The sequence below is a fragment of the Agrobacterium sp. genome (assembly GCF_032092815.1).
In the GTDB taxonomy this organism is placed as follows: domain Bacteria; phylum Pseudomonadota; class Alphaproteobacteria; order Rhizobiales; family Rhizobiaceae; genus Agrobacterium.
The window spans coordinates 21,948-36,554 of the sequence record NZ_DAMDBP010000018.1; the positions used below are offsets into that span (position 1 = coordinate 21,948).

16 protein-coding genes are annotated in these 14,607 nt (G+C 55.2%); 11 read left to right on the top strand and 5 right to left on the bottom strand.

What is annotated here, in order from left to right; all coding sequences use genetic code 11:
* Positions 1–237: 237 nt before the first annotated feature.
* The 8 genes from RT613_RS12840 to RT613_RS12875 all read left to right on the top strand — a co-directional run bounded on the left by RT613_RS12840 (position 238) and on the right by RT613_RS12875 (position 5,964).
* Positions 238–843 (top strand): cytochrome c oxidase assembly protein, encoded by a 606-nt coding sequence (locus RT613_RS12840; protein ID WP_313615882.1) that lies wholly within the window; start codon positions 238–240, stop codon positions 841–843.
* Positions 844–917: 74 nt separating this feature from the next.
* The gene (locus RT613_RS12845) at positions 918–1,793 is read left to right on the top strand and encodes a cytochrome c oxidase subunit 3 (RefSeq protein ID WP_313615883.1); all 876 of its coding nucleotides are present in this window, start codon (positions 918–920) and stop codon (positions 1,791–1,793) included.
* 137 nt (positions 1,794–1,930) lie between these two features.
* Positions 1,931–2,314, top strand: a complete 384-nt coding sequence (locus RT613_RS12850; RefSeq protein WP_313615885.1) for a DUF983 domain-containing protein — start codon at positions 1,931–1,933, stop codon at positions 2,312–2,314.
* A 7-nt stretch (positions 2,315–2,321) separates the two neighbouring features.
* Entirely contained in the window at positions 2,322–3,059 is a 738-nt protein-coding gene (locus RT613_RS12855) for an SURF1 family protein (RefSeq protein ID WP_313615887.1), read from the top strand.
* 40 nt (positions 3,060–3,099) lie between these two features.
* A complete protein-coding gene (gene ispH, locus RT613_RS12860; protein WP_313615888.1) occupies positions 3,100–4,152 on the top strand; it encodes a 4-hydroxy-3-methylbut-2-enyl diphosphate reductase in 1,053 nt (350 codons plus the stop codon).
* Between the two features lie 18 nt (positions 4,153–4,170).
* Entirely contained in the window at positions 4,171–5,139 is a 969-nt protein-coding gene (locus RT613_RS12865; RefSeq protein WP_313615890.1) for a homoserine kinase, read from the top strand.
* On the top strand, positions 5,136–5,576 hold the full coding sequence (gene rnhA, locus RT613_RS12870; RefSeq protein WP_313615892.1) for a ribonuclease HI: 441 nt from the start codon (positions 5,136–5,138) through the stop codon (positions 5,574–5,576). Before RT613_RS12865 ends, rnhA begins: the two co-directional genes overlap by 4 nt.
* Positions 5,577–5,655: 79 nt before the next feature.
* Positions 5,656–5,964: a Dabb family protein gene (locus RT613_RS12875; protein ID WP_313615894.1), complete on the top strand. Its 309-nt coding sequence runs from the start codon at positions 5,656–5,658 to the stop codon at positions 5,962–5,964.
* Positions 5,965–6,044: 80 nt separating this feature from the next.
* Here RT613_RS12875 and RT613_RS12880 read toward each other — a convergent pair whose 3' ends face one another.
* Together RT613_RS12880 and RT613_RS12885 are read right to left on the bottom strand one after the other, a co-directional pair.
* Positions 6,045–6,530, bottom strand: coding sequence for a peroxiredoxin (locus RT613_RS12880; protein WP_313615896.1), 486 nt, complete (start codon positions 6,528–6,530; stop codon positions 6,045–6,047).
* An 89-nt stretch (positions 6,531–6,619) separates the two neighbouring features.
* A complete protein-coding gene (locus RT613_RS12885; RefSeq protein WP_313615898.1) occupies positions 6,620–7,447 on the bottom strand; it encodes a protein-disulfide reductase DsbD domain-containing protein in 828 nt (275 codons plus the stop codon).
* Between the two features lie 150 nt (positions 7,448–7,597).
* Between RT613_RS12885 and RT613_RS12890 the strand changes: the two genes are divergently transcribed.
* The 3 genes from RT613_RS12890 (at position 7,598) to RT613_RS12900 (ending at position 9,747) form a co-directional block, all read left to right on the top strand.
* Entirely contained in the window at positions 7,598–8,203 is a 606-nt protein-coding gene (locus RT613_RS12890) for a YqgE/AlgH family protein (protein ID WP_313615899.1), read from the top strand.
* A gap of 133 nt (positions 8,204–8,336) precedes the next feature.
* Positions 8,337–8,528, top strand: coding sequence for a CsbD family protein (locus RT613_RS12895; RefSeq protein ID WP_313615901.1), 192 nt, complete (start codon positions 8,337–8,339; stop codon positions 8,526–8,528).
* A gap of 130 nt (positions 8,529–8,658) precedes the next feature.
* Positions 8,659–9,747 (top strand): putative zinc-binding metallopeptidase, encoded by a 1,089-nt coding sequence (locus tag RT613_RS12900; protein ID WP_313615903.1) that lies wholly within the window; start codon positions 8,659–8,661, stop codon positions 9,745–9,747.
* Here RT613_RS12900 and RT613_RS12905 read toward each other — a convergent pair.
* Genes RT613_RS12905 through RT613_RS12915 form a run of 3 tightly spaced genes read right to left on the bottom strand, consistent with a single transcriptional unit; the run spans position 9,726 to position 14,599 of the window.
* Complete coding sequence (locus RT613_RS12905) at positions 9,726–12,629, bottom strand: EAL domain-containing protein (protein WP_313615977.1); 2,904 nt, start codon at positions 12,627–12,629, stop codon at positions 9,726–9,728. The genes RT613_RS12900 and RT613_RS12905 overlap by 22 nt on opposite strands.
* A gap of 11 nt (positions 12,630–12,640) precedes the next feature.
* The gene (locus tag RT613_RS12910) at positions 12,641–13,249 is read right to left on the bottom strand and encodes a GNAT family protein (RefSeq protein ID WP_313615904.1); all 609 of its coding nucleotides are present in this window, start codon (positions 13,247–13,249) and stop codon (positions 12,641–12,643) included.
* A 51-nt stretch (positions 13,250–13,300) separates the two neighbouring features.
* On the bottom strand, positions 13,301–14,599 hold the full coding sequence (locus RT613_RS12915; protein ID WP_313615905.1) for a pitrilysin family protein: 1,299 nt from the start codon (positions 14,597–14,599) through the stop codon (positions 13,301–13,303).
* Between the last annotated feature and the right edge of the window lie 8 nt (positions 14,600–14,607).

The window sequence follows — 14,607 nt, forward strand, 5'->3', positions numbered from 1 at the left end:
ACGTGCGAGAAACATCGCCCTGGGCCTCGTCCTGGCCGGACTGGTGGTACTTTTCTACGTCATTACGATCATCAAGATCGGATCGCATTAGACCATATCGCGTAAAACATGCTGCAATTGTGTAATGCGGCCATGCGAGGAAAGAAGACTGAGACGGCAGTAGCGGCATTTGAAAATTCGAAACATGCTTTGAAGGGTCGCCTTCGTAGAGTGTGGCGAAAATGGGAGGAGGAGCAGATGACGACGGCAAATGTGGAGCCCGCCAAGCGGACAAGTAACAGTACCATTCTGGTGCTGTGCCTTGTGTTTGTCTGTGGCATGGTCGGCATGGCCTATGCAGCCGTTCCTCTCTACCGGCTGTTCTGTCAGGTTACCGGCTACAATGGAACGACGCAGCGCGTTGAGCAATATTCAGAAACCATTCTTGATCGCACCGTAAAGGTAACATTCGATTCCAATACATCGAACGGCCTGAACTGGGATTTCCGCCCGGCGCAACGCGCCATCGATCCAAAGATTGGTGAAACGGTCGAGGTGCGCTTTACGGCCACCAATCGCTCTTCGGTGCCAACGACAGGCACCGCAGTCTTTAACGTCACGCCGATGGAGGCTGGCGCCTATTTCAACAAGGTGGAATGTTTCTGCTTTACGGAAACCACCTTGCAGCCGGGTGAAACACTGGAAATGCCAGTGGTGTTTTTCGTGGACCCGGATATCGTCAAGACACGCGAAACGAAAGACATACATACACTGACTTTGTCCTATACCTTCTATCCGTCAAAAACGGATAAGCCGGTGGCAGCGCTGCCAGCGAAAACGGAAGGTCAGGAACAGAAACTTTGAGAGAGGGAATCACAACGCCACCGATCAGCGGCGGGTGATTTTGGGAAAGCAGTCAATTCGGGGAATTGTCGGTTATGGCAGACACGCACGAAAAGAAACATGATTACCACATTATAGATCCCAGCCCATGGCCGTTGCTGGCCGCTGTTGGTGCATTTGTGCTGACTTTTGGTGGCGTCTGTTACATGCGCTACCTCTCGGGTAGTTCGATGAAGCTGTTTGGTCTGGAAATGGCCAATCCCTGGCTGTTCTACATCGGCCTCGTGCTGGTGCTCTACGTCATGTACGCCTGGTGGGCCGACACGGTGAAAGAAGCGCATGAAGGGCATCACACTCGCGTTGTGTCGCTGCACCTGCGTTACGGCATGATCATGTTCATCGCCTCGGAAGTCATGTTCTTCGTGGCATGGTTCTGGGCGTACTTCGATGCAAGCCTTTACCCGCATGAGGCAATTCAGGCATCACGCCTTGAATATACCGGCGGTCAATGGCCACCAAAGGGCATCGAGGTCATCGATCCATGGCACCTGCCGCTGTACAACACCGTTATCCTGCTGCTGTCGGGCACCTGTGTTACCTGGGCGCACCATGCGATTCTGCACAATGACCGCAAGGGTCTGATCAACGGTCTGGCACTGACGGTGGCTCTTGGCGTGTTGTTCTCGTCCGTGCAGATCTATGAGTACATGCACGCACCGTTTGACTTCAAGAACTCCATCTATGGTGCCACCTTCTTCATGGCGACCGGTTTCCATGGTTTCCACGTGTTTGTCGGTACCGTGTTCCTGCTGGTCTGCATGTTCCGCGCCATGGCGGGGGACTTTTCGGCAAAACAGCATTTCGGTCTCGAAGCCGCCGCCTGGTACTGGCACTTCGTGGACGTGGTATGGCTGTTCCTGTTCTTCGCGATCTACATCTGGGGCGGTTGGGGCGCACCAGTTCACGGTTGATGGCCTTGTGCCGGATCGTATCGGGCGGCAGAGATGCCGCCCTTTCTATTTGTGGAAGCATGTCCCGCCGTAAACCGCTGGCCACTTTCGAAGGGCTGGTTTTCGTGCGAGGATGACGCAGTGGCAGAGGAACACCCATGCAGGATGACAGCGCACTTTACCCGCCGGTTGACCCGGTAAAATGCGGTATGAGGGGACAGTGCCCCCGGTGCGGGCAGGGGAAACTGTTTGACGGTTTGCTCAAGGTTAAACCGGCCTGTTCAGCCTGTGGTCTTGATTATTCCTTTGCCGATGCAGGTGATGGCCCTGCGGTGTTCGTCATGCTGATTGTCGGTTTTCTGATCGTGGGCCTTGCCTTGTGGCTGGAGGTGACCTTTGAGCCACCGGCCTGGGTGCATGCCGTAATATGGTTGCCTTTGACAATAGGGGTGTCTCTTGCACTTTTGCGGGTTCTTAAAGGCATCATGATTGCCCTGCAGTACAGAAACAATGCCAGCGAGGGCCGCATAGATCGTGCCTGACATCAACATGACGACAGCTGGAAAATCCCGCAAGCTCGTGGCCGGTGTAAGCGTGCTAATAGCGCTCGCAATTCTCCTGGGGCTTGGCACATGGCAGGTGCAGCGCCTGCACTGGAAAGAAGCGCTGCTGGCGGATATCGAAGTTCGCCGCACGTCGGAGCCGTTGACACTTCAGCAGGCTGAGCTGATGCTGGGTAACCAGCCGCTGGAATATCGCCGGGTCAAGGTTGAGGGCAGGTTCGATCACAGCCGCGAACGCCACTTCTTTGCCACCCATCGCGGCCAGACCGGTTATTATGTCTATACGCCGCTGCGGCTGGATGATGATCGTTTCATCTTCATCAATCGTGGTTTTGTGCCTTATGAATTGAAGGATCCGGCAAAACGGCTTGCCGGCGAACTGGCAAGTGGGCCGGTCGCCATCGAAGGGCTGCTGCGTGAAAAGCTGGAAGGCAAGCCATCCTCCATGGTGCCAGACAATGATCTGGCCAAGAATATCTTCTACTGGAAAGATTTTGACGCAATGGTGATGAGTGCCGGTCTTGATCCGGCCAAGGTCGTAGGCTTTTTTATCGACGCCAACGACGCGCCCAATCCCGGTGGATGGCCGCAAGGTGGCGTCACGCTGATCGATTTGCCAAACAATCATCTGCAATATGCGATAACGTGGTACGGACTGGCCGCTGCCCTTGTCATTGTCTCAGGATTTGCCTATTTCCGAGGGGCAAAAGGTAAAACCGGGTAGCATATGGCCGGCTCGCCATGGAGAAGGCCAAGGAGAAGGAATGAACACCATAGTTTCCAAGTCGCCCCTGACGATACGGCTTTGCGGCCCGCGCGGTTTTTGCGCCGGCGTGGACCGGGCAATCCAAATCGTCGTTCTGGCGCTGAAAGCCTATGGTGCTCCTGTCTATGTGCGCCACGAAATCGTTCACAACCGCTACGTGGTTGAAGGCCTTGAGGCAAAGGGTGCAATCTTCGTTGAGGAACTCCACGAAATTCCGCCGGAGCATCGTGAGCAGCCGGTGGTGTTTTCCGCTCATGGTGTGCCGAAATCCGTGCCAGAGGATGCTCAGGCTCGTAACCTCTTTTATCTCGATGCAACATGCCCGCTGGTTTCCAAGGTGCACAAGCAGGCCATGCGTCACCAGCGTCTGGGTCGCCATGTCGTGCTGATTGGCCATGCCGGCCACCCTGAGGTCATAGGCACCATGGGGCAATTGCCGGATGGCACCGTTTCGCTTGTCGAAACGATTGAAGATGCCGCCGTCTATGAGCCTGCGGATGCAGAAAATTTGGGTTTTGTGACCCAGACCACGCTGTCGGTTGATGATACGGCTGGTGTTATTACCAAGCTGCAGGAGCGTTTTCCGTCCATTCAGTCACCAGCGGCAGACAGCATTTGTTATGCAACCACCAACCGCCAGGAAGCCGTCAAGCAGGCAGCACCCGGTTGTGACCTGTTCATTGTGGTTGGCGCCCCCAACTCGTCCAACTCCAAGCGCCTGGTTGAAGTTGCGTTAAGAGCAGGGGCCACGCGCTCGGTTCTGGTCCAGCGTGCCTCCGAAATCGATTGGGATACGATCGGTGATATCCGAACCGTTGGCCTGTCGGCGGGCGCGTCTGCTCCCGAAGTGATTGTTGACGAGATTATTGCTGCATTCCGCGAACGTTACGACACGACGCTTGATCTGGCCGTCACGGTTGAAGAAACCGAACATTTCCTTGTCAACAGAGAGCTGCGTAGCATTGAACTGACCACGGCAGATATGGCATTCGTGAATGGCGATTCCCGCGACATCATGCCTGCAAAATCCGTTTTTGCTGCAAACCTCTGATATTTAAGAGACTTCAAATTGGCAGTTTACACTGATATCACCGAAGACGATCTCAAGACCTTTCTGGAAGCCTATGATGCAGGGCAGTTAACGTCTTACAAGGGCATTGCGGAGGGCGTGGAAAACTCTAATTTCCTGTTGCATACCACTCAGTCGCCACTCATCCTGACGCTGTATGAAAAACGCGTGGAAAAATCGGACCTGCCGTTTTTCCTCGGCCTGATGCACCATCTTGCCGACAAGGGGCTGTCCTGCCCGCTGCCACTGCCACGTAACGACGGTGAATTGCTGGGTGAGCTCTCCGGCCGTCCTGCCGCGCTGATTTCCTTCCTTGAAGGCATGTGGCTGCGCAAGCCGGAAGCCAAACATTGCCGCGAAGTGGGCAAGGCGCTGGCTGCCATGCACCTGGCAGGCGAAGGTTTTGACATCAAGCGTCCAAATGCTCTCTCCGTCGAAGGCTGGAAAGTTCTCTGGGAAAAATCCCGTGAACGCGCTGATGAGGTGGAAACCGGTCTGCAAAAGGAAATTCAGCCGGAAATCGAATTCCTGGCCGCCAACTGGCCGACAGACCTGCCAGCTGGCGTCATTCATGCCGACCTGTTCCAGGACAATGTGTTTTTCCTTGGCGATGAACTCTCCGGCCTGATCGACTTCTATTTCGCCTGCAACGACTTCCTGGCCTATGACGTGTCCATCTGCCTCAATGCCTGGTGCTTTGAGAAGGACGGCGCCTATAACGTCACCAAGGGCAAGGCGCTGCTGGAGGGCTATCAGTCGGTCCGTCCGCTGAGCGCTGATGAGTTGAATGCCTTGCCGCTGCTGGCACGTGGTTCTGCTCTGCGCTTCTTCCTGACGCGCCTTTATGACTGGCTGACGACGCCGGAAGGTGCGCTGGTCGTCAAGAAGGACCCGATTGAATATCTGCGCAAGCTGCGCTTCCACCGCTCGATCGACAATGTGGCCGAATACGGATTGGCCAGCCAATGAAACATGTCGATATCTTCACCGATGGCGCCTGTTCGGGGAACCCTGGGCCGGGCGGTTGGGGTGCTGTGCTGCGTTACGGTGAAATAGAAAAGGAAATGTGCGGCGGGGAGGCGGAAACGACCAACAACCGCATGGAGTTGATGGCGGCCATTCAGGCCCTGAATGCGCTCAAGTCACCTTGCGAGGTCGATCTTTACACCGACAGTTCCTACGTTAAGGACGGCATTTCCAAGTGGATTTTCGGCTGGAAGAAAAAAGGCTGGAAGACCGCTGATAACAAGCCGGTCAAAAATGTCGAGCTGTGGCAGGCGCTGGAAGAAGCGCGTGATCGGCATAAAGTGACGCTGCACTGGGTCAAGGGCCATGCCGGTCACCCGGAAAACGAGCGTGCCGATGAGCTTGCGCGCAAGGGCATGGAACCGTTCAAGACACGGTAAGCCCGGTTTGCGCCTGATTTAATCTTGCCAAAGCCTCATCTCGACCTATCTTGTCGTCAAAGAACAGGAGAGGTCATTGATGATTCAACACTGCGTATTCCTGCGTCTGAAGGCGTCGACCACGGCGGATCAGAAGCAGGCAATCTATGACGCTATTGCCGCCTTGAAGGATGTTGTTCCGGGAATTCTGGACGTGAAATCCGGGCAGAATGTGTCACCTGAAGGGCTCAATGGCGGCTTTCTGGACGGGTTTATCGTAACCCTTGAAAGCATCGAGGCACGTGATGCCTATCTGACACATCCACAGCATCTCGAAGTTGGCGACCAGATCATAACGCTGACCGATGGCGGTCTCGCCGGCATTCTCGTGTTCGACATGCTGGTCTGAAAACGTAGCTACAAAAGAATAGAACGCATTCCGGTCTGATCGAAATGCGTTCTAAAACGATCTTCAGTCGATAGAACTGATTAAAGCTGTTCGATCATCGTGGCAGCAGAGGAAACGGTCGCCTGACCAGGGTTTTCCTCAATATTGAGAGATTTCACCACGCCGTCCTCAACCAGCATCGAGTAACGCTTGGAGCGAACGCCGAGGCCACCGCCGGACAGATCAGCATCAAGGCCGAGTGCCTTGGTAAAGGATGCGTCCCAATCCGCGAGGAAGTGGATCTTGCCCTGACCGCCTGACGATTGTGCCCATGCGCCCATCACGTGCCAGTCATTGACCGCGATGACGGCAATATCGTCAACGCCGCGCGACAGAATGGCGTCGCGGTTTTCGAGGTAACCGGGCAGGTGATTGAGAGAGCAGGTCGGGGTAAATGCGCCGGGAACGGCGAAGAGAACGACCTTCTTACCTTTAAAAAGGTCTTCCGTGGTGGTTTCCACCGGGCCATCTGCTGTTTTTTCCTTGAACGTGGCCGAAGGCAGCTTGTCACCGATTGCGATGGTCATAGGATGCTCCTGTTGTGTCAACGCATTGTATATAGCGGTTTTCCTGATGGAGCGTACTGACTAAATCACGCTCTCAAATATGATTTTTGTTAAAAATTCAGCGGGCTTTCAATGGCCCTGCCACCTGATTTTATTAAAATACGCCAGTTGCTTCCCTGCATGGTAAAACGTTTGGGAAGCCCGCTAATATCCATGTCGAATACGGCGTTTCTGCCGCTCTTTTTGAACCCTGACAGGCTGGAAAAGGCATAACCATCCGGTCCGGTCAGGAAAACCTCCGGCGTGTCGCCAGGACCTTCCGGGAGCAACACGTCGAAGGAAATTGTGTTGTCCTTTTTGTATTCGTAGGCTGTGACCCTGAAGCTGTCGTCCGGTTGCTGTGGCAGCTTCTTATAGGTGTTTTCGATGCTGAGGCGTTCATCCGCTGTAGCGGTGGATGTTTTCCCAACCTTGATGTCGAATTCCGCCTGGAACGGTATGCAGATGTTCTGGCAGACGCCAATGAAGGCAGACAGTTTGACGGTCTTTTCCTTGCCAATCTCGAAGGTGCCGATCTTGAAGGGCAGAAGCACGGACTGGTCGTACCCGATATCGCGCAAATCGCCGTTCAGGATGAGTTTTGGGACGGGATAGAGAACAGTACCAACGGAAACACCACTGTCTGGCGGGCTTGAAATATGCGGTGGGATTCCGGCTTCACCGGGTTCGCGCCAATAGGTGATCCAGCCTGGAGTAAGCTCGATTTCCAGAGCAGCCTGTAGCATACCATTGTCGTTGACATCCAATGTCACCACCCGCATGCGGCCGCCTTCGCTTTGCGCCCACTCGGTCACAGCGGCATTGCCGGTGGCAGCAGTCAGGAAAAAGCTGATGGCGGCAAATGAAAACAAAGCCGGGACTGATTGAAAAATACGCATGGGCTCTGATTTACTCCACCCGCCTGCGCTCTGCCACTTGATATCAAAATATTTCAATCATTTTCAGTTGATTGATTGGCCGCTATGCCGCATCCTGAAAGAATTGAGCGAAGGGCAGGGCCGATAGTTTCTAACGATCCGGAGGTGAATATGAAATTTTCAACTCTCATGGACAAGCGAGAACGTGGCTTTCTGGATGGGCAATTTCTGATTGCCATGCCGGGAATGAACGATGGCAATTTTGATCGTTCGGTTATTTACATTTGCGCGCATTCGTCTGCTGGTGCCATGGGCTTTATCATTAACCGGCCGCAGCAGATTACCTTTACCGACGTGCTGCTGCATCTCAATCTGATGGATAGCAATGATGCGATCATGCTGCCAAACCATACGCGAGAATTCCCGATCCAATGCGGCGGTCCGGTGGAAAGTGGCCGTGGATTTGTGCTGCATTCTGACGATTATTCCAGTGAATCCAGCATTCCGGTCAGTGACGAGATTTCCCTGACGGCAACGTTGGACATTGTCCGTGCCATCTCCAATGGCAGCGGTCCGGACCGCGCAACCATGTTGCTTGGTTATGCAGGCTGGGGCCCAGGCCAGCTTGAGGAAGAAATTGCCCAGAATGGCTGGCTGAACTGCGCAGCCAATGACGCGATGATTTTTGACCGCTCACTCGACAATAAATACGAGCGTGCGCTTTCCCTAATGGGTATCGAGCTTTCCGCATTGTCTACCACCGCCGGGCACGCATAAGTGCCCGTGCGCCTTGTGATGCGTGCAAGGCGCTTCATTTGAAATTCTACGATGTGATTGGAACCAGCTAGCGGCATCGGCGTTTTCTCCACGCTGCCGGGATAGACGGCAGAAAAGTTAAAGGAGAATTCCAATGGGTAGCATGTCTGATAAGGTTACTGGCAAGGCAAACGAAGTTGCTGGCAAGGTAAAGCAGGGCGTTGGCAAGGCTACAGGCAATGACCGTCTGCGCGCCGAAGGTACTGTTCAGGAAACCAAGGGCAAGGTCCAGACAGCAACCGGCAAAGCGAAAGACGTTGTCAAAGATGCTGTCGACCGCATGTAAGGTGCAAAACGCCCGGCCTACCGCTTGAGCGGCATGCGTCCGGAACTGGCTGTTCCCACAGCCTCAAGTGCAGGTAAATTTTTGCCTGCACTTTTCTTTTCTCTAGAGCTGTGACGACAACGGGGTTGAGATGAGACTCTTCAATTGCGCTACCTGCGGCCAATCCATTCACTTTGACAATCGTTTTTGCGTGAAGTGCGGCAGCCGCCTGGCATTTGTGCCGGAGATGGCGTCGATGCAGGCGCTGCAGCCTATTGGCGAGCCCTTGTGGAGCGTGATGTCGTCACCGGAAAGACAAATCCGCTTCTGCGCCAATGAGGTGCATGACATCTGCAATTGGGCGGTACCAGCAGAGCATGACGGCGAGTTTTGTCAGGTGTGCAAACATAACCGTCTGGTGCCTGACGCGGCGACACCGGTTGGGCTGGAACGATGGAGGCGTATCAGCCAGGCACAGCGCCATCTGTTCTATTCCCTGTTACGGCTGAACCTGCCCGCTCCAGACCGTCTGGAGGACCCTGAGGGCGGTCTGGTGTTTGATTTTCTGGTGGATGAGGTTGCGCCCGATGGCAATATCATTCCGGCCATGACCGGCCATGAGGAAGGGCTGATCGCCATTCGTGCGGCCGAAGCCGATGATGCGACGCGCGAGCAGGTCCGCACCAACATGAACGAACCCTATCGCACCATGCTGGGGCATTTCCGGCATGAGACCGGCCACTTCATCTGGAACAGGCTGGTGCGTGATGCCAACCGGCTGGAGGCGTTCCGGTCCGTGTTCGGTGATGAAACACTGGACTACGCCGAGGCGCTTGAGCGCAATTACCAAAGTGGTCCAACGGAGGGTTGGCAGGAGAGCTATATCAGCACCTATGCCGCCAGCCATCCTTGGGAGGATTTTGCAGAATGTTTCGCGCATTATCTGCATATCATCGATACGCTTGAGACTGCGGGCTCATTTGGCATGGCAATCGAACCGGAAGGTCATCGGGAAATGGCGACCGAGGTCGAGTTCGACCCCTATAATGCCCGCAATGCCGAACAGCTGGTATCCGTCTGGATCCCGCTCAGCGTTGCGCTGAACTCCATTCACCGCTCCATGGGGCAGGGGGATCTATATCCCTTCGTGCTGACCCCAGTGGTTGCCGCCAAGCTCCAGTTCATTCACGAACTGGTGCATGGCGGAATAGCCGCGGATCAGGCGCGTTTGGCAGGCTGAAAACGCTCGCGCAGCAATTTGAGTGAGGCGTCGGCATTTTCAGGTGTGCCGAAAATGAAGCTCTGACCGTAATGGCAATTCATGCGTGCCAGTTCGGCTGCATCTTCTGGCGTCTCAATGCCCTCTGCCACCACATGCATTTCAAGCGCGCGCGCCATGGCAATAACCGACATCAGCAGAATGTTGCGCTTTTCGGTGGAGTTGGCGACCAACGCCTTGTCCAGCTTGATGGTGTCGAACGGGAAACGCGTGAGATAGGCGAGCGATGAATAACCCGTGCCGAAGTCATCAAGGGCGAGGCTCAAGCCAGTTTCCTTGAGTTTGGCAAGCACAAGCCGCGCTTGTTCCGGATTTTCCATCACGATGGATTCGGTCAGTTCCAGCTTCAACTGCGCAGGGTTGCAGTGGGTGCGGGCCAGCATGCTGCGAACATCATTATAGAGTTCGTTGTTCAGAAGCTGGGCGCTGGAAATATTGACAGAAACGAAAATCGGCAGCTTGTCGATTGCCTGTTGCCATTCCACCAGATTGGTGGCTGCACGCTCGAGCGCAAACATGCCCAGTTGCTCGATTAGGCCTGAGGCCTCGGCAATCGGAATGAATTCGCTTGGCGGAATATTGCCTCGCTTGGGGTGCTCCCAACGCATGAGCGCTTCGAAACCGGCAATATCGCCATTATCCAGCCTGATGATCGGCTGATAGGCGAGATAAAGCTCCTTGCGTTCCAAGGCACGACGCAGATCGCTTTCCATCTGCAAGCGATCAGTCCCGGAACTGCGGAAGGCCGGACGGAACGGTTCGACGCGGTTACCGCCAGACCGTTTGGCGCGGTACATGGCCAGCTCGGCGTCGCTCAGAAGTCCGGCAGCGCTGTCCTGCTGATCGATCCAGGAAACCAGACCAACCGAAGCCGTCAAAATGATTTCACGACCGGCAAAGTTGATCGGCACCATGATTGCCTTGTTCACCGCATCAGCGAAATCAGCAATACGGGCTGGATCGCGTTCCGACACTAGGATCAGACCGAATTCATCGCCGCCAAGTCTCGCAAGCGTGTCCTGTGGTTTCAACAGGCGGCGCAGACGGCGGGTCAATGCGATCAGGATATTGTCACCGGCGGCAATGCCAAGCGTGTCATTGACCAGCTTGTAGCGGTCGATATCGATCGCCAGCACGGTTGGGCGAACATTGTCGCCATCGGCTGTGAGGTTCAGGATGGACTGCAAACGGTCAAGGAACACCTGACGGTTCGGCAGGCCGGTGAGATTGTCGGTCAGTGCGTCCTGCAACAGGCGCTCGACCGAATTCTTCTGTTCGGTGATATCTGTGATCGTACCGACGCAGCGGATGATTTCGCCATTCGAGCCAAGAACCGGCCGGGCTCTGATCTGCAACCAGTGGAAATGACCATCTTCGGCACGAATACGGAATTCATGGTTGAAACGGCCCTTGCGGTGATCCAGCAGCACGTCGAGTGTTGCCTTGAAGCGGTCGCGGTCATCCGGATGCAGGCGTGGCAACCAGTTGCGAGCAGCGCCATGCATGCTGCCGGGGTGCAGGCCAAGCTTGATGGAAATATCAGGTGTGGTGACAATACGGTCGCGGGTCACGTCCCAGTCCCACACGGTATCACCACTGCCGGTCAGAGCAAGTGACTGGCGCTCGAGGTCTGAAAACAGCCCTTGCTGGTAGGCGCTGCCAGCAAAGGCGTGCTGGATGACCGTAAAGCCAATCAGCAGCACGATCAGGACCAGACCACCGCCAAGTGCCGGCTGGATTATGTCATTGTCCAACTGTCCGGTAACGGTCAGCCAACTGCCGAACAGCCAGGCAAGGATCAGCGCCCATGACGGCACCAGCAGAATGGCGCGGTCGTAGCGGTTGAAACCGAGATAGATGATCAGCGCAATGCCGACAATGCCGGTCAGTGCAAAGGAAATGCGCGCGATACCAGAGGCCACGGACGGATCGTAAATCGCAACGCCGAACAGCAGGGTCAGACCCACAACCCACGCAAATGTCGCGTAACCGAGATGCGCGTGCCATCGGTTGAGGTTGAGATAGGTAAACAGGAAGATCACAAGGCTGGATGCGAGAGCGACCTCCGCTCCCGCGCGCCATATTCGCTGGTCGCTCGAGGTGACGCTGATCAACTTCTCGAGGAAGCCGAAGTCCACGCAGATATAGGCAAGAACCGCCCAGGCAAGGGCTGCTGAAGCTGGAAGAACCGATGTACCCTTGACCACGAACAGAATGGTCAGAAGAACCGCGAGCAGACCTGCAATACCAAGCACGATACCGCGATAAAGCGTAAAGGCGTTGACTGTGTCCTTGTAGGCTTCCGGTTCCCAAAGGTAAATCTGTGGCAATTGCGGGGTGGAAAGCTCGGCAACAAAGGTAATGACCGAACCGGGGTTCAGGGTAATGCGGAAAACATCGGCATCCGGGCTTGGCTGGCGATCAAGCGCAAAACCTTCACTGGGGGTGATGGCGATGATACGCTGCGAACCGAGATCCGGCCAGAACAGCTTGGAATTTACCAGACGGAAATGCGGGGCAACAATAACGCGCTCAAGCTGCTCTTCCGAGACATTGGCGAGTGCAAAAACTGCCCAGTCACCCTGGTGAGTTGGGGAACTGGCACGAACTTCAATACGGCGGCGAATGCCATCGGGGCCGGGTGCAGTGGACACCTGAAAGGCCTCACCCTGATTGACATGAATGTCGGTTGTTGCCGTCAGGTCGAGTGCGGTGGCATCGCGCGAAATCTTCACCGGTTCAAAGGCAGCGGCCGTCGTTGCGAAGCCAGCCACCGCGAGCAAGGCCGAATACAGGATGGCGATTGCCGCGATCAGCCGTGAAAAGTGCGTTTTTGAATACATGCCAGCCATAATCAGTCCGGTTTCCTGCCGTCACGGCGACCATCAGCGATTAGGGAGAACATGGCATGGTCGCGCCACTCACCATTGATCTTGAGATATTCTCGCAAGAGACCTTCCCGCTGAAAGCCGGCATTTTCGAGCAACCGGATGCTTTTGAAGTTATCTGGAATACAGGCTGCCTCAATTCGGTGCAACTGTAGCCCGTTGAAGATGTAGGGTATTACCAGTCTTAATGCGGCAGACATATGGCCTTGTGCCGCATATCGTTCGCCCATCCAGTATCCGATCATGCAGCTTTGGGCCGCACCTCTGCGTATGTAGCCGATTGTAAGACCGCCGAGAAGTAACATTTCGGGCTGTTTGAAAACCAGAAGCGCAACGGCGCTGCCAGAATTGAATTCCTGACCGTTGCGGATAACGCGGGTGCGGAACGACCCTTCGGTAAGTTCATCGGGCCGCCAGGTCGGTTCCCACGGCTGCAGGAACTGACGGCTTTCGGAGCGAAGCACATGCCACTGCCGAAAATCGGAATATTGCGGCAGGCGCAGGAGATAGGACGAATCGCGAATTTCCGGTTTGTCGCCGTTTCGTAGGAAAAAACGCAACATGGATCGGCTCATTCAAGTCCCCGTCACGACCACTGCCTCCTGATCGCTGTCAGGGGCATCGACCTAGGCATTCGCCTTTTTCTGTATGTGCTGCGGCGCTGCGAGCGCAGCCGCGATATCATCCATGGATGCAAGATTTTCCAGCGGGCCGATGGCGGACAAGGTCGGGGCCTTGTCAAAGAACAGCCGTCCGGCAAGATCGGTCAATCGGTCGGTGGTGATGTCATGCAGGCGCTGCATCATCTCGTCATTGGGGATGGGGCGGCCGTAAAGCATCATCTGCCGGGCAATCTGTCCTGCACGGGCAGCCGGGCTTTCCTGGCCCATCAACAACTGCGCGCGGATCTGGGCGCGGGCGCGCTCGATTTCCTGGTTGTGGATTTTCTCCGACGACTTGCGCAACTCGTCTAGAATGACAGGAACGAGTTCCGGCAGGTCATTGGCACCAGTTGCAGCGTGAATGCCAAAAATCCCGGTGTCGGAAAAACCCCAGTGGAATGCGTAAACCGAATAACACAGGCCGCGATATTCACGCACTTCCTGAAACAGGCGCGATGACATGCCGCCGCCAAGAATATTGGCAAGGATCTGCGAGCAGTAGAAGTCGCGGGCGTGGTAGGCCTTGCCTTCAAAGCCCAGCAGCACCTGCGCATCCATCAGATCGCGTGTTTCGCGGATCTCGCCACCGGTATAAATGGCCTTCTGCATCACAGGCAATGCGTCCGGCGAGGTTGGCAGGCTGGAAAATCTCTGCTCGACCTGTTTGACGAAAGTCTCGTGATCCACCCCACCGGCGGCAACAACGAATATACGATCGGTGGTGTAATTGCGGGAGAGATAACCACGAATTTGTGACGTGGTGAACGACTGGACCGTCTCAGGTGTGCCGAGAATAGGTCGGCCAATGGTCTGGTCTTTATAGGCAACGCCTGAGAAATTATCGAAGATCACGTCATCGGGTGTATCGGTTGCGGCACCGATCTCCTGCAGGATGACATTTTTTTCGCGCTCCAGCTCGTCTTCGTCAAACGAGGATTCTGTCAGAATGTCTGCCAGAATGTCCACGGCCAGCGGAACGTCGTCTTTCAGGACGCGGGCGTAATAGGATGTTGTTTCAGTGGAGGTCGCGGCGTTCACTTCGCCGCCGACATTCTCGATTTCTTCGGCAATCTGGCGGGCCGTGCGTCGCGCCGTGCCCTTGAATGCCATGTGCTCAAGAAGGTGAGCAATGCCATGCTCATTATCGGTTTCATTACGTGAACCCGATTTGATCCAAACCCCGAGGGCCACACTTTCAATGTGTGGCATGCGCTCGGTTACGACCGTCAACCCGGACGCAAGCCGGGTTACTTGAACATTCATTTTAACGT